Origin of the sequence: Bradyrhizobium sp. AUGA SZCCT0177 (assembly GCF_018130125.1) — a bacterium.
Taxonomy (GTDB): Bacteria; Pseudomonadota; Alphaproteobacteria; order Rhizobiales; family Xanthobacteraceae; genus Bradyrhizobium.
In genome coordinates, this window is the sequence record NZ_JAFCMA010000018.1 from 1 (window position 1) to 15,093 (window position 15,093).

At 62.6% G+C, this 15,093-nt stretch carries 14 protein-coding genes; 8 read left to right on the forward strand and 6 right to left on the reverse strand.

Translation table 11 applies throughout. From position 1 onward, the window contains the following. Window positions 1–212: 212 nt before the first annotated feature. Complete coding sequence (locus JQ597_RS21025) at window positions 213–1,460, reverse strand: glycerophosphodiester phosphodiesterase family protein (protein WP_212266112.1); 1,248 nt, start codon at window positions 1,458–1,460, stop codon at window positions 213–215. 152 nt (window positions 1,461–1,612) lie between these two features. Here JQ597_RS21025 and JQ597_RS21030 point away from each other — a divergent pair, with 152 nt between their 5' ends. Continuing rightward, entirely contained in the window at window positions 1,613–1,927 is a 315-nt protein-coding gene (locus JQ597_RS21030; protein WP_212266113.1) for a hypothetical protein, read from the forward strand. Between the two features lie 707 nt (window positions 1,928–2,634). On the opposite strand, the gene JQ597_RS21035 is transcribed toward JQ597_RS21030, so the two are convergent. The 3 genes from JQ597_RS21035 to JQ597_RS21045 form a co-directional block, all read right to left on the reverse strand. Then, window positions 2,635–3,141 (reverse strand): hypothetical protein, encoded by a 507-nt coding sequence (locus tag JQ597_RS21035; protein WP_212266114.1) that lies wholly within the window; start codon window positions 3,139–3,141, stop codon window positions 2,635–2,637. Between the two features lie 119 nt (window positions 3,142–3,260). Continuing rightward, window positions 3,261–3,524, reverse strand: a complete 264-nt coding sequence (locus JQ597_RS21040) for a GCG_CRPN prefix-to-repeats domain-containing protein (RefSeq protein ID WP_212266115.1) — start codon at window positions 3,522–3,524, stop codon at window positions 3,261–3,263. A 182-nt stretch (window positions 3,525–3,706) separates the two neighbouring features. Next, window positions 3,707–4,405 carry an ArsR/SmtB family transcription factor gene (locus JQ597_RS21045; RefSeq protein WP_212266116.1) on the reverse strand — a complete coding sequence of 233 codons (699 nt, stop codon included), beginning with the start codon at window positions 4,403–4,405 and terminating at the stop codon, window positions 3,707–3,709. A 158-nt stretch (window positions 4,406–4,563) separates the two neighbouring features. On the opposite strand from JQ597_RS21045, the gene JQ597_RS21050 reads away from it, so the two are divergent. Beyond that, complete coding sequence (locus tag JQ597_RS21050; protein WP_212266117.1) at window positions 4,564–4,872, forward strand: NIPSNAP family protein; 309 nt, start codon at window positions 4,564–4,566, stop codon at window positions 4,870–4,872. A 66-nt stretch (window positions 4,873–4,938) separates the two neighbouring features. Then, entirely contained in the window at window positions 4,939–5,751 is an 813-nt protein-coding gene (locus JQ597_RS21055; RefSeq protein WP_212266118.1) for an isocitrate lyase/PEP mutase family protein, read from the forward strand. An 84-nt stretch (window positions 5,752–5,835) separates the two neighbouring features. Here the strand turns inward: JQ597_RS21055 and JQ597_RS21060 are convergent, their stop codons facing one another. Then, complete coding sequence (locus JQ597_RS21060; RefSeq protein WP_212266119.1) at window positions 5,836–6,243, reverse strand: hypothetical protein; 408 nt, start codon at window positions 6,241–6,243, stop codon at window positions 5,836–5,838. Window positions 6,244–6,405: 162 nt separating this feature from the next. Here JQ597_RS21060 and JQ597_RS21065 point away from each other — a divergent pair, with 162 nt between their 5' ends. Both JQ597_RS21065 and JQ597_RS21070 read left to right on the forward strand, forming a co-directional pair. Next, window positions 6,406–7,047 (forward strand): trimeric intracellular cation channel family protein, encoded by a 642-nt coding sequence (locus JQ597_RS21065; protein ID WP_212266120.1) that lies wholly within the window; start codon window positions 6,406–6,408, stop codon window positions 7,045–7,047. A 327-nt stretch (window positions 7,048–7,374) separates the two neighbouring features. Beyond that, on the forward strand, window positions 7,375–10,866 hold the full coding sequence (locus JQ597_RS21070; RefSeq protein ID WP_212266121.1) for an indolepyruvate ferredoxin oxidoreductase family protein: 3,492 nt from the start codon (window positions 7,375–7,377) through the stop codon (window positions 10,864–10,866). Window positions 10,867–11,132: 266 nt separating this feature from the next. Here the strand turns inward: JQ597_RS21070 and JQ597_RS21075 are convergent, their stop codons facing one another. Next, window positions 11,133–11,735 carry a hypothetical protein gene (locus tag JQ597_RS21075; protein WP_212266122.1) on the reverse strand — a complete coding sequence of 201 codons (603 nt, stop codon included), beginning with the start codon at window positions 11,733–11,735 and terminating at the stop codon, window positions 11,133–11,135. Window positions 11,736–11,913: 178 nt separating this feature from the next. Between JQ597_RS21075 and JQ597_RS21080 the strand changes: the two genes are divergently transcribed. From JQ597_RS21080 to JQ597_RS21090, 3 genes are all read left to right on the forward strand, one after another. Then, complete coding sequence (locus JQ597_RS21080; protein ID WP_212266123.1) at window positions 11,914–12,423, forward strand: DUF4262 domain-containing protein; 510 nt, start codon at window positions 11,914–11,916, stop codon at window positions 12,421–12,423. Between the two features lie 913 nt (window positions 12,424–13,336). Then, the gene (locus JQ597_RS21085) at window positions 13,337–14,485 is read left to right on the forward strand and encodes a thiolase family protein (RefSeq protein ID WP_212266124.1); all 1,149 of its coding nucleotides are present in this window, start codon (window positions 13,337–13,339) and stop codon (window positions 14,483–14,485) included. Beyond that, the gene (locus JQ597_RS21090; RefSeq protein ID WP_212266125.1) at window positions 14,485–14,874 is read left to right on the forward strand and encodes a Zn-ribbon domain-containing OB-fold protein; all 390 of its coding nucleotides are present in this window, start codon (window positions 14,485–14,487) and stop codon (window positions 14,872–14,874) included. The genes JQ597_RS21085 and JQ597_RS21090 overlap by 1 nt, the downstream gene beginning before the upstream one ends. The last annotated feature ends 219 nt before the right edge of the window (window positions 14,875–15,093 follow it).

A 15,093-nucleotide genomic window follows, 5' to 3' on the forward strand; every position in this document is an offset into this window, starting at 1 on the left:
CGCCTTGTCGTCTTCGCCAATGCCGTAATCAGGTCCGGACAGCCTTGGAAAGGCGCTAACGCCTCTTGACAGCTAACACGGTAGATCCCGGCGTTCGCCGGAACGACGAGACTCAGATCAGGTCCGTAGGGTGGCCACCAATTTTGTTCGCCGCATCGCATCGGTGGGTTACGGCTTGCGTCTAACCCACCCTATGATTCCGGCGAGTGCCGTTACTTCATCCCCATGCAACTCGCATAGAACGTGGTGGTCGCCGGCCAGTCCGAGAACATGCCGCGGATGCCGACCTGTTTTGCGAGGACATCGAGCACCGTCAGCGTATCGCCGTCGCGGTCGATGGCTGGCTTGATGGAGCGATGATAGAAGCCGCCGCCCTTGTTGAGCGGCCCGTCGCGCTCCAGCGACCAGCCGATCAGATCGAGGCCGGCGGCCTTCGCGGCCTTGGCGTATTCGGACGGGATGATTTCCTTTTTGTCGTTCAGCGTCAGCATGGTCCAGATCGGCGGCGCCAGGATTCTGACGCCCGATGCCTTCAGCTCGGCCATCGACGGCTTCCAGGTCTCGGGCTTGCCGGGATCAAGACCCTGCTTCTCGTAGCGGTCCTCGAGATAGACCGCCTGCGCACCAAAGTCGGGTTCGGCCTTTACCCAGAACAGCACGTCGGAAAGATTAAAGCTTTGCGCGAACACGTCGCTCGCCGGAACGCCCGCGGCCTTGTAGGCCTGCAGCATTTGCGCGGCATACTTCTCCTGGGTGTAGTCGCCGTCGAACGGCATCGGCACTTCGGGCGACTTCAGCTCGGGCGTGAACTTGGCGCCGAGGCTCTTGATCAGCGCGATACTTTCGTCATGCGTCATCAGCGTGCCGGAAGCGGCGTAGAGATCCGTGCGCCAGCGCGGCGTGCCGTTCTGGTAATCGGCCACGTTGGTGGCATCAGGATTGAAGCTGTCCATCTTCGCGGTCAGCGACTTGAACTCGGCGAGCGTGATGTCGCTGGTGCAGCACTTGGCGGAGGCCTTCTTGCCGGCGGCCGGGTCGGACGGGCTGAAACCTTGCGTGCATTTGGCAGCGAGCGCCGGCACCGACAGGATGTTGGTGGTGGTGTGCAAATCGCATTGTGCATGCCGGCAGACCAGCTGGCGGTCTTTGGTGAAGGTCACGTCGCATTCGATGATGCCGGCGCCCATCCGGGCTGCGGCGGTATAGGATTCCCTGGTATGTTCGGGAAATTGCATGGCCGCGCCGCGATGGCCGATCGAAAAGTCGGTCTTGTGGAACGGGCCGGTGCACTGGCTGAGCTTTTCCTTGAGCGGGCCATCCTTCATCTTGTCGACGAGGTAGAACGGGCGCGGGCCGATCTGCGCCTCGCGGGGCAGGGGCACGCTTTGCGCCGCGGCGGGGGCGGCGGGCGCAAACAGCGCGACCGCGGAGAATAGAACCAGAAGGCGGCGAGAGTGCATGAACGAACCTCGGAAGTGGCGGAGTAAAAAACGGATATCACCACGACATTATGACGTCTGCGTGTGGGGTTGCGCTCGCTTGGCGTTTATCTACAGTTCGCGCGGTCGCACGGTGGCGATCTTACGCAAAATAACAATCGGGAGGAACCGAAATGCCGAAAGCCCTGTTCGTCGTCCGCGCCACCGTGACGGATGCCGCAAAGCGTCAGGCGTTCGATGCCTGGTATTCGCGCGAGCATCTGCCGGACGCGGTCAAATCGTTCGGCGCCGAGAAAGCGTGGCGCTACTGGAGCCTCAGCGATCCCGAACTGCATCACGCGATGTATCAGTTTTCCGACGAGGCCGCGCTCGACCGCGCGACCAAAGGTCTTGACATGACCCGGCTGATCGCCGATTTCAACCGCGACTGGCCCGACGTGACGCGCACGCGCGAGGTGCTGGTGCTGGCCGAGGAGTTTGGGAAGTAGCTCACCGTCGTCCCGGCGAAGGCCGGGACCCATAGCCACCGGCGGCAGTTGTTGCGCACGCTGGTGGTGATCTTCCTTTTCCAGCAACAGTGGCCGCGGCGTATGGGTCCCGGCCTTCGCCGGGACGACGTTCGTGGCGACAGGCAAAACCTGAACGCGCAGTTCAGCTGCCATTCATCTCGGCGCACCGAAACTCTCCTGCTCAATCCAACCGATCGCAGAGGAGGAGATGTCATGGAGCGCCGGCACTTTCTGAAACTCGCCTTTGGATTTGTAGCAGGTGGTGTCGCACTTGCGGCCGGCGCACAGGCCGCCCCGCTGACGCCGCAGCCGCTGGTTCCGGATGGCCAACTCCCTGCCAATCCGGATGCGCAACCCGCCGTCACGACTGGCGATGAGGTCGATCGGCTTCAGCCAGAGGAAGTGCGCGGGGGTCGAGGCCGTGGCCGTGGCCGCGGATGGGGTCGTGGCCGTGGCTGGGGCCGACGCCGCGGATGGGGCCGTCGTCGCTGGGGCTGGGGCCGTCGTCGTTGGGGCTGGCGCCGCAGGCGCTGGGGCTGGCGCCGCAGGCATTACGGCTGGCGTCGCCGCTACTGGCGCCGTCGTTACTGGCGTCGCCGCTACTGGTAAGGTTCGCGGGTCCGGGGCGGGGATGGCATTTGCCGTCCCTGCCTTGTTCGGCTCGGCGTGGACTTCATCCCATCCGGCTATCTGATTTTCGGCGAAGTCTCGAAATTCGCCTGCGTGTCCTGCGTGTGAAGGTGCTTCAGCCTTCCGCCATCCTCGATCAGATAAAAATGGTTTCCGACGATACCCTTTTCGTTGCGGGCGCCGCGAAACACGATCATGCGGCTGTTGGCGCGGCTGACGACGGGATCGAAATCATCTGACACCTCGTGCCAGCCCGAGATCGTGAACAGCTCGATGATGTTGCCGGTGCGCGCATCGAGCAATGTGGGCGCGACGCAGGTCGAGCCGCAGGGCAGCTTGACCACGATGTAACGGCCCGCCGCATCGATCTTCCCGTCGTCGGCCGCGGCGAGAAAAGTCTCGCGGCGGGCGCGCAAATCCGGCGTCACCAGGCGCGGTTTTGCGACTTTTCCGGCGTAGACCTTGGCCGGATGGTCCGCGAATTTGGGTGGTCCTTCGGCATGCGCCGATAGGGTGAGGCAGGCCAGCGCGAGCGCAATGGCGACAGAGCGGAGGGAATTCATGGCTGCTTGCCTGGAAACGTGCACCCCGCTTCGTCTGCGTGACAAGCCGCCACGTTCAATTTGGTCCTGACCATAAAAAAGCCCCGCCGGAGCGGGGCCTTTTGCCGAATTAAATCATGTTACCGAACGCGGCAGCGCCCGTAGGCCCAGACCATGCCGTAAGGGCAAACCCGGCCGCCGGGCCGCACCACCACAACCGGGGGCCGCACAACTGCACGCGGCGCGACGTAGACGGCGCGCGGCGCCACCACAACGGCGCGCTTGGGCTGGCAGCCGCCATAGGGACCGCGATAATAGCCAGGGCCGCATCCGCCCGCGGCGTTGGCCGCGCTGAAGCTCGCAAACGAGGCTGCGACCAAGACTGCAGCGAAAAGGTACTTCATGTTTTCTCCCGATTTTAAGCCGCCATGCGGCGCGGTTCCGAACCTAGTCACGGAGACCTGAATAGAAAATGAATGTTGTCGATTCGTGAAACAGCAGCAAGAAATTGCCGGTTGAGCGGCTGTCACATTCCCGTTGCCGCGCCTCATTTGCGGCCAATTCGTAAACAAACGCGCTGCACGAATTAAGCTTCGCTCGGGCCGAACAGCGCCGCGAACCGCTTCTCGCCGTTGCGCGTGAAATTGACGACGCGGCTGCCCGGCGCGGTATCGCGCGCGGCCCAGTTCAATTCGGTGAACCGGCTCATGACCGCCGCACCCAACGTGCCGGCGAGGTGGTGCCGCCGTTCGCTCCAGTCGAGGCAGGCCTTGCAAACCGGCCGGCGCGGATGCGCCAGCGTGTCGGCGTCGATCTGCAGCGACTTCGCCATGAAGCGCTTGCCTTCACCGGTGAGTTCGATGGTCTCCTTGCTTTGCCGGACCAGCTTCTGCTTCTTCATGCTGTCGAGCATTTGCACGCCGAGATCGCCGGCGAGGTGGTCGTAGCAAATCCGCGCCCGGCGCAGCGCCGGATCCTTTGGCCCGGTGCGCACGCGCATGTGGCCGGCACGGGCGGCAAGCCCCGCCAGGCCCTCGAGCACGCCGGCGACATCGGGGTCGGCGAGGCGGTAGTAGCGGTGACGGCCCTGCTTCTCCTGCTCGATCAGCCCGCCGGCTTCCAGTTTGGCCAGATGCGAACTCGCCGTCTGCGGCGTGATCCCGGCCTCGTGCGCCAGCTCGGTCGCGGTCAGCGCGCGCCCGGTCATCAGCCCGGTCAGCATGTTCGCGCGCGCGGGATCGCCGACCAGGGAGGCAACCATTGCGATGTCGGGGCCTGCTTTCATAGTTCGATGATAGCCGAAGCATCGACGACGATCAAGCGGGTAGTGTCGCCTCGAACGTCATTGCGAGGGAAGCGAAGCAATCCATCGCGCCACACGCGGAGGAATGGATTGCTTAGTCGCTGTGCTCGCAATGACGACAACAAAGACCGGAGTCCCACATGACCATCACCGTCTTCATCCGTTACCAGCTCGATCCGTTTAAGCGTGCGATGTTCGAGGAATACTCGAAAAACTGGCTCACCATCATTCCCCGATGCGGCGGCGACCTGATCGGCTACTGGATGCCGCATGAAGGCACCAACAACATCGCCTTCGCGCTGATCTCGTTCGACAGCCTCGCGGCCTACGAGAGCTACCGGGCGCGGCTGCGCGCCGACAAGGAAGGCATGGCCAATTTCAGCTTCGCCGAGGAGAACCAGTTCATCCTCGCCGAAGAGCGCACGTTCCTGCGCAAGGTCGTGGCGTGAGCGTCTGGCGGAGGCGGTGTCGCGTACCTATGTTGGCCGCGCCAACAAACAATTCGGGGAGTGACCATGCTGACAACTGCTGACAAACGCGCCGCCTTCAAGAAGTTGCACGAGAGCGGCTGCTTCATCATCCCCAATCCGTTCGACGCCGGCAGCGCGAAGGCGTTGCAGCATCTCGGCTTCAAGGCGCTGGCGTCCACCAGCGCCGGTTTTGCCTGGGCCATCGCCAAGGCCGACAATGCCGTCACCGTCGACGACGTCTGCGATCATCTCGCCGCGATCTCTGCTGCGGTCGACATTCCCGTCAATGCCGATTTCGAGGACGGCTTTGCGCATGAGGCGGACAAGGTCGGCGTCAACGTCGCGCGCGCGGTCAAGACCGGCATCGCCGGCCTTTCGATCGAGGATTTCACCGGCGACAATGCCAAGCCGCTGTTCGATCGTGAGCTCGCTATCGATCGCATCAGGGCGGCGCGCCAGGCGATCGACGCCGACAATAGCGGCGTGCTGCTCACCGGCCGCTGCGAGGCATTCCTGCGCGGGGTGAAGGACATGAAGCTCGTGATCGACCGGCTCACCGCGTATGCTGAGGCCGGCGCCGACGTTCTCTATGCGCCCGGCATCTCGACGCCGGAAGAAATTTCGGCGGTCGTGAAAGCGGTCGCGCCAAGACCGGTCAATCTTTTGGTCGGCGCGGCCGGGCCTTCGCTGAAAATTGCCGGCGATCTCGGCGTCCGCCGTATCAGCGTCGGCGGTGCGCTCGCGCGGATGGCGTGGGCCGGCTTCATGAAGGCGTCGAAGGAGATGGCGGAGCAGGGCACGTTCACGGAGTTCGCGAACGGCTATCCTGGCGGCGAACTCAACAAGATGTTCAGCTAACACCTTCAAAGAAAAACGCAGCGGGCGAAATGCCCGCTGCGCTGTCGTTTCATATCACTCGTCAGATTACGCTTGCCTCAGCCGTTACTGCTTGGCCGGTGCGTCGGCCGGAGCGGGCGGCGCCGCCGGCGAGGGCGCTGCCGGACGCGGCGGCGCAGCACCGGTGGTCGTGCCGGGCAGGTTGTTGGACTTCGGCGTTACGTCACGCATGCCCGGAGGCGCCGCGGGGGTAGCCGGCTGTGTTTGCGCGGTCTGGCTGGACGGCGTGGTGCCGGCCTCGTTGACGCTGGTATTGTTCAGACCATAGAACAACGCACCCATCACCACGGCGATGGCAATCGCGAACATCGCGATCTTGGTGCCGTTGGCCGGAGCCTCGGCGAGCTGCGGGTCGGCCTGTATCTCGTTGTCGAGACTGTTCATACGTGCCTGACGGCGGATCTCGTCATCACTCAGATTGGCACGATACGGGTCGTTCGGATTGTAGGTCATCAATCAGTTCCTCCGTTAGAACCCCAAAGTGTTTAGCGGAGATACAATGGCTGGCGCGACCGGATGTTCCGCGTCAATCTTGCAACCGGTTAATGATGGAACCCGTGATTCGCAGGTTCCATAGGATCACGAGGTTGCGAAGAGGCTGCATAAGAGGTTGCCATGTGGGCCCTGCCGCCCAGCGATACCGTGCTGCACCTGCTGTCTTACGTGGCCCTGACCGCGCAGGCGATGACGGCCGCCCTGGCCGCCGGGCGCCGCAGCATGGATTGGGCCGGCGTATGCATGCTGGGTTGCATTACCGCGCTCGGCGGCGGAACCATCCGTGACGTGCTGCTCGGGCACTACCCGTTGGTCTGGGTGAAGAACCCGTCCTACCTGGCGCTGACCGCGATTGCGGCTTTCGTGACCATCCTAATTGCGCGCCATGTGCACCGGCTCAACCTCGCATTCCTGGTGCTCGATGCGATCGGCCTCGTGGTGTTCACGATGGCCGGCTGCGACGTCGCCCGGCAAGTCGGCGCGCCGCTGCCGATCGTGATCGTCGCCGGCATGATCACGGGCTGCGCCGGCGGCGTGCTGCGCGATATCCTCTGCAACGACGTGCCGCTGCTGTTTCGCTCCGAACTCTACGCCAGCGTTTCCGTCGTCACCGGGCTGTTCTACGTCACCGCCTTCGGATTGCAGTTGAATCACGAGCTCTGGACCGGATTGACGTTCGTGCTCGGGCTGACGCTGCGGCTGCTCGCGATCCGCTACAAATGGGAAATGCCGAAATTCGTCTTCGGCGGCGATCAGCGCTGACCGACGAACGCAGCGCACCATAACGCTTTAGCCAGAATCGCCTGCAGCCAAAGGCCGCCTGGGGCGTTATCCCCAAACGCAGGGCAGCCGGCGACGTCATGCCGTTTCGTGCCGGGGCGGTCCGGCGACACAAAGCGAAACCGGCCGGCGTTCTTCCCGGCACGAAATTGCGATCTTTGATCGCGCGGCTGACTTGCCGAGATTTGTGGTGCGGGAAGCGGAAAATCCGACATAGACTGGTTCTAAGAAGTTCTGACGCCTACATAAAACACAGCCTTGCTCAGAAATCGTCTTGGCGATCAAAGCGGCTGGCAAAAGAGGGCTTAAATGGGAATCAACCAGGGTCCGATCAGTCTCGATCAGAAATACACCCAAGGAAGCGGCCATATCTTCCTGACCGGCATCCAGGCGCTGGTGCGGCTGCCGATGGCGCAGATCCGCCGCGACCGCGCCGCGGGGCTCAACACCGCTGGCTTCATTTCAGGCTATCGCGGCTCGCCCCTTGGCGGTTACGACCAGCAGCTGTTCGCCGCCCGCAAGCATCTCGAGCAATACAACATCAAATTCCAGCCCGGCGTGAACGAGGATCTCGCGGCCACCGCGGTCTGGGGCTCGCAGCAGCTCAATCTGTCGCCCGGCGCCAACTATGATGGCGTGGTCGGTATCTGGTACGGCAAGGGCCCCGGCGTCGATCGCTGCGGCGACGTGTTCCGTCACGGCAATGCGGCAGGCTCGGCCAAGAACGGCGGCGTGCTGGTTCTCGCGGGCGACGACCACGGCGCCAAATCCTCCACCGTGCCGCATCAGTCGGACCATGCCTTCATGTCGGCGCTGATGCCCTATCTCTATCCCTCCAGCATCCATGAAATGATCGAGATGGGTTTGCTGGGTATCGCGATGTCGCGCTACTCCGGCTGCTGGGTCGGCATGAAGGTGATCACCGAGACGGTGGAAACCACCGCCGAGATCGACCTCACCGACGAGATGACGCCGTTCGTGATCCCGACCGATTTCGAACTGCCGGAGGGCGGCCTCAATCTGCGCTGGCCCGATGACCGCTTTGCGCAGGACCGCCGCCTGCAGGACTACAAGGGCTTCGCCGCGATCGCCTTTGCCCGCGCCAACAAGGTCAACCGCGTCACCATGGATTCGCCGAACGCCCGCTACGGCATCATGGCGTCCGGCAAAAGCTACGAGGATATCCGCCAGGCGCTGCGCGAACTCGGCATCACGCCTGAAATCGCCGCCAAGATTGGTCTCAGGCTTTACAAGATCGGCATGCCCTGGCCACTGGAGCCGGAAGGGGTCAGGCAGTTCGCGGTGGGTCTCGAAGAAATCTTCATCATCGAAGAGCGCCGCGAGATCGTCGAGAACCAGGTCAAGCAGGAGCTGTTCAACTGGCGCGACGATGTCCGTCCCCGCATCATCGGCAAGATGGACGATCACGACAAGCGCTTCCTGCCGTTTGCCGAAGAGCTCAGCGTCGCCTCGCTTGCGAGCTCGCTGACCGAGCGACTGCTTCGACTTAATCTCAACCCCGAAATCGCAGCGCAGCTCCGCGCCAAGGCCGACTGGTTCAACGGCCGGCAGGCAACGCAGATGCAGGCGGTGGCGCCGATCACCCGCACCCCGTATTTCTGTTCGGGCTGCCCGCACAACACGTCCACCAAGGTGCCGGAAGGCAGCCGCGCCTTTGCCGGCATCGGTTGCCACTTCATGGCGCTGTGGATGGACCGCTCGACCGAGACGTTCACCCATATGGGCGGCGAGGGCGTGCCCTGGGTCGGTGTCGCGCCCTTCACCAAGGAAGAGCACGTGTTCGCCAATCTCGGCGACGGCACGTATTTCCATTCCGGCAGCCTCGCGATCCGCCAGGCGGTCGCCTCCGGCGCCAACATCACCTACAAGATCCTCTATAACGACGCGACCGCGATGACCGGCGGCCAGCATGTCGACGGCGAATTGTCGCCGCAGCAGATCACCTTCCAACTTCACGCCGAAGGCATCCGCGAAATCTATCTGGTCTCGGAAAATCCCGACGCCTATCCGGCCTCCGAGATCGCGCCCGGCGTCAAGACCGCGCATCGCGACGAACTCGACACGGTCCAGAAGACGCTGCGCAAGGTAAAGGGCGCCTCCGCGATCGTGTTCGTGCAGACCTGCGCCGCCGAAAAGCGTCGCCGCCGCAAGCGTGGCACGCTGGAAGACCCGGCGCGTCGCGTTATGATCAATCCGGCCGTCTGCGAAGGCTGCGGCGATTGCTCGGTGCAGTCGAACTGCATCTCGGTCGAGCCGTTGGAGACTGAACTGGGGCGCAAGCGCACCATCAACCAGTCGACCTGCAACAAGGATTATTCCTGCGTAAAGGGCTTTTGCCCGTCCTTCGTCACCATCGACGGCGGCAAGATGCGCAAACGCGCGGCGGCGGGCGTTGGCGACATCGGCGAGCTGCCGGAGCCTGCCTCAAGGCCGGCGCTGGACCGTCCCTATAACGTCGCCGTCGGCGGCGTCGGCGGCACCGGCGTGCTGACCATCGGTGCATTGCTCGGCATGGCCGCGCATATCGAGGGCAAGGCCAGCATGATCCTCGACATGTCCGGCCTCGCCCAAAAGGGTGGTGCGGTGCTGAGCCATGTGCGTCTGTCAGAACACACCGCCGACGTCACCTGTTCGCGCATCGTCACCGGCACCGCCGATCTCGTGCTTGCGGCCGACGAGGTGGTGGCCGTCTCCAAGGAAACCATCACGCTCTGCGAATCCAGCCGCACCACCGGCATCATCAACACCCACCTCATTCCGATCGCCGATTTCATCCTCAACCGCGATTTCAATTTCCAGGCCCGCAAGGTCAACCACGTGCTGGAGACCGCGCTACGCAAGGATTCGTCGTTCTTCGATTTCACCAAGCCTGCCGAAATGCTGCTCGGCGATTCCATCGCCACCAACATGATGATGATGGGCTTTGCCTATCAGAAGGGCCTGTTGCCGCTGTCGGCCAAGGCCATCGAGCAGGCGATCGAGGTCAACGGCGTCGCAATCAAGCTGAACATCCAGGCGTTCCAGCTCGGACGGCTGGCCGCACACGACCCCGCAAAGCTGATCGCGATGATGAAGGATCAGGACGGGAGCCTCGCCCCCAAGACGCTGGACGCGATGTCGCTCGACGAGATCATCGCCCACCGCAGCAGCCTCCTGACTGAGTATCAGGACGCAAAACTCGCCGCCCGCTATCAGGCGCTGGTCAAGAAGGTCTGCGACGCCGCCATCGATGGCGGTTACGACGAGGCCTTGCCGCGTGCGGTCGCGATCAACTATGCCAAGCTGCTGGCCTACAAGGACGAGTACGAAGTCGCACGGCTCTACACCGACGGCCGCTTCGAAAAGCAGCTTCGCGACCAGTTCGAGGGCGACTTCAAGTTCAGCTTCAACCTCGCGCCGCCGATCCTCGGTGGCGGCCTCGATGCGCTGGGCCGGCCGAAGAAGCGCGCGTTCGGGGCGTGGATGATGCCGGTGTTCCGGATGCTGGCGAAGATGAAGGGCCTGCGCGGCACCGCGTTCGACATCTTCGGCCACAGCGCCGACCGCAAGATGGAACGCGACCTGATCGCAGGCTACGAGAAGGACATCGCAACCGTGCTCGGCCTGCTGTCGCCGCTCACGCTCGACACCGCGATCGAAATCCTCTCGCTGCCCGACCGCATCCGCGGCTACGGCCCGGTGAAGGAAAAGGCCGTGCACGACGCCAAGGCCCGCTATACCCAACTCGCCGCCGACCTCGTCAACCCGCCGCCGGCGCCAAGGCAGATCGCGGCGGAGTAGGGCGAGCCCTCACGACATCGTCGTCCCGGCCTTGAGCTCAGATGCGCAATTGCGCATCGGGGGACCCATAGCCACCGATCGCAGTTTTGCGAATGCTGGAGCTCCAGCATGCCTAAAACGCAAAAGACCTCCGAGCCGAAGCTGGAGGCCTTCACTGTCACGAGGGGTACATCCGCCCTTCGCGACACTACTGGCGCGCATTGCTGCGCTATGGTTGATAGTCATAATCCATGACCGTCAACGTTTTATGACGTTGATGGCGCCTGCTAATCAAACTGTGGATCAGCAACCCGGATCGACGTCACCCGGCCGCCGCTCATTTCGATTGAAAACGTCCAGGGCTTATAGGACCACACATCGGTGTTCGGTTGAGAGCTGGGCCCAACGAGCATCGGCTTGCCGAGTTGCTTGGTCACATTATCGGCCGTCGCCCCAAGGGTGAGGCCGTTGAAACCGTATTTGTCGGCCGGCGAGCGGCCCGTTACCTGGATGGCCACCAGCCTGTCCTTCCAGATCGAGGCGAGCAGATACGGTTCTTCATTTGCGTTGCCCAGGAAATGGACCCAGACCGTTGTGCCCTTCGGCCCCTCGATCTGGCGGCTGGGTTGTCCCAGCGCGGATTTGACTGCAGCCGCTGCCATGCCGACGACCAGCGGGCCGATGCGCATGCATGCGTGTTCCGACAGCGCCTTGATCTGCTCGGGAGACAATTTTTCCGACGGTCCGATCACGCAGGCAAAGCCGGGTCCCGGACGTTTATAATAGCCACGATGCACGGGATCGACGAGGTCCGGGCGCGCCTGCTGCGCAAGTGCGTCGGTTGCCTGCGCCAAGCCCATCATCGCGATCGCCCCGGCCATGGCGAACATCGTCCGTGCTCGCGTCATGCCGCGACTCCCGTTTCAACTAAAGATAGCGAAGCTAGGTAGCATGTCTTGGTTCCCAACGGCCAGAGCGGCTAGCCCACCATTTTTTATGAATCGTGGCATGGTGGCTAAGCCAGTGCCAATCCCAATCGCCCGCTCGTCATGAACAAAGGTGCAGACCATGCCCACAGCCCTTGATGCCAACCCTGAGCGGCTGGATCAGCATGAGCAGAAGTTCGCTCAGCGAGTTCGCGAACATGGCTGGTGCGCTACGCATGTCATGCCAGACGATGAGGGACCCGGGTTCTCCTACACGACCGGCTTCTGGCTGAAGTTCGGCTTTCCGGAGGTGATCCTGTTCTCAATGTCAAAAGAGAACGCTCAGGATACGTTCTGGACCATTTATCGCGAACTCGAAGCGGGACGGCGTTTTCCCGTTGGCGAAACAACCGGTGAGATATTTGAAAATGCCGCGGCCGTGCTTCTTCCCGTGTCGCTTGAGCACTATCAAGCCCATCTCGGTTGGAGCAGATGGTTTTATGGAAACGACAATTTCGAGTGTCTTCAGCTGGTGTTCCCGGATCGAGGCGGGGAGTTTCCGTGGACGCCGGGATCGTCAGCGGATTTCCGAGTGGCTCAACCCGATTTGACCGCCGGCAGTTGGTTCGGTTTGCGCGATCGCTCCAACTGATTTACCTGACGAGCCGGGGCAATGACGGCGTGAGAGAGCGGGTGCGACAAATCAACCCGACGGGCAAATCAGTTCTGATTTATCGAAATCGTGTCAAGTCCAAAATTTCCGAAAATCAAAAATATTCCCCTTTCCTTCGATCCAAATCACCGGCACATTCTGCCCATCCCGTCCCACTCAGAGGGGCGTTGGCCATCGTCACAACGAGGGGCGGGTCGCGGTGGACGCATGGTTCACGTCTGACGACGGCGTGGATTAAGCGTACGGCAAAACCGTGTGGTCCTGGCGCCTGTTGCAGGCGTCAAGCTGTCGGAGAAGCGTGAGCGGAAACGGCAGTGACGGAGTCAACCAGGAACTCGTCTCCGGGGAGAGCACGGCATAAGCCGTAAAGCCATTGCGCAGGGAATGTCGGATCGCCTCCGCTGCCCTGTATGCTCATGTGCGCACTCTTTTGTGCACACTGCACATGAGACCGCGGGTGCAGCGCGCATCCGGCATTCCCTGCGCCCTCTGTTTTGAAGGGCGAAACGATTTGTAAAACTTCGGGCGATCAGCGCCGCGAGAATGCGAAACCACGTCCACGTCGTCCCGGCCTAGGGCGCAATTGCGCTCCGGGGCCGGGACCCATAACCACAGGGAATAGTTTTGCGGAAGGTCTCTGCTACCGAGCCTGCATTGAGAGATCACGCGGTATGGGTCCCGGCCCCCGTGCGCAAATGCGCACTAGGCCGGGACGACGATCTGGATATTTCGCCAGCGTCGGCATCCCGACCTGATACGATGTTCGCCCATAATCATCCCGACTTGAGTCCAGTCGCTACCGTCTCGCCTGACGGAATATTTCCTCGCTTGCCAAGGCCCTCCCGACAGGCCAGAAAAACCTTGGAAATAAGAAACGCCAGCGGAGAATGATTTGACCATCAAGGGCAAAGCCTACATTGCCGGGATCTACGAGCATCCCACCCGGCACGCACCCGATAAATCCACCGCGCAGTTGCACGCCGAGGTCGCCAAGGGCGCGATCGAGGACGCCGGGCTCACCAAGGCCGACATCGACGGCTATTTCTGCGCCGGCGATGCCCCCGGCGGCCTCTGGCCGATGGTCGACTATCTCGGCCTCAAAGTGCGCCACATGGATTCCACCGATACCGGTGGCTGTTCCTATCTGATCCATCTCGGCCACGCCGCCGAGGCGATCGCTGCCGGCAAGTGCTCGATCGCGCTGATCACTTTGGCCGGCAAGCCGCGCACCGGCCCGATGCCGCCGCGCGCCGCCGGCGCCGAGGCCGATTTCGAGGCCGCCTATGGCGCGACCACCCACAATGCCTACGGCATGTGTGCCATGCGCCATATGCACGACTACGGCACGACAAGCGAACAGCTCGCCTGGATCAAGGTCGCGGCCTCGCATCACGCCCAGTACAACCCGCACGCGATGCTCAAGGAAGTCGTCACCGTCGAGGACGTCTTGAACTCGCCGATGATCTCCGATCCGCTGCATCGGATGGATTGCTGCGTCGTCACCGATGGCGGCGGCGCGCTGATCGTCACCACGCCGGAAATCGCCAAGAGCCTGAAGAAGCCGCTGGTGCGCCTGATCGGACACGGCGAGGCGATGAAGGGCCCGCGCGGCGGCAAGGATCTCGATCTCACTTATTCTGCCGGCGTCTGGTCCGGCCCGCGCGCCTTCGAGGAAGCGGGCGTCACGCCGAAGGATATCAAATACGCCTCGATCTATGACAGCTTCACCATCACGGTCTTGATGCAGCTCGAGGATCTCGGCTTCTGCAAGAAGGGCGAGGGCGGCAAGTTCGTCGCCGACGGCAATCTGATTTCCGGCGTCGGCAAACTGCCGTTCAACACCGATGGCGGCGGCCTCTGCAGCAACCATCCCGTCAACCGAGGCGGCATGACAAAAATCATCGAAGCGGTGCGTCAGCTGCGCGGCGAAGCGCATCCCAAGGTGCAGGTGCAAAACTGCGATCTCGCGGTGGCCCATGGCACCGGCGGACTTCTCGGCGTGCGCCATGCCGCCTCAACCTGCATTCTGGAGCGTGCGTGATGGCCGAAGCAAAGAAACTCCCCGTGCCGCAAGGCAATCCCGAAACCGCGCCGTTCTGGGAAGCCGCCAAGCAGGGCAAGTTCATGATCAAGCGATGCACCGCCTGCGGCGAGCCGCATTTCTTCCCGCGCTCGATCTGCCCGTTCTGCTTCTCCGACAAGACCGAATGGGAGGAGAGCTCCGGCGAGGCGACGATCTACACCTTCAGCCTGATGCGCAAATCCCCGACCGGGCCTTACGCGATCGCCTATGTCACGTTGAAAGAAGGCCCGTCGCTGCAGACCAACATCGTCGATTGCGACATGGACAAGCTCAAGATCGGCCAGAAGGTCAAAGTGGTGTTCAAGCCGACCGACGGCGCGCCATTGCCGTTCTTCACGCCGGCTTAATTCTTCCCTTCTCCCCTCGTGTCCGCCGAAGCCTTGGCGAAGGCGGATGTGGGAGAAGGTGGCGCGAAGCGCCGGATGAGGGGTTCTATCCGCGGGCATATGTGCCTGGTGAAGCAACCCCTCACCCAAGTGAGTTTGTAACGAGCGCCGGTGCTGCCCTCTCCGACAAGGGGAGAGGGCGCATTAACGGGCGCCGGTGAAAAGAAAGAATTCGGGAAG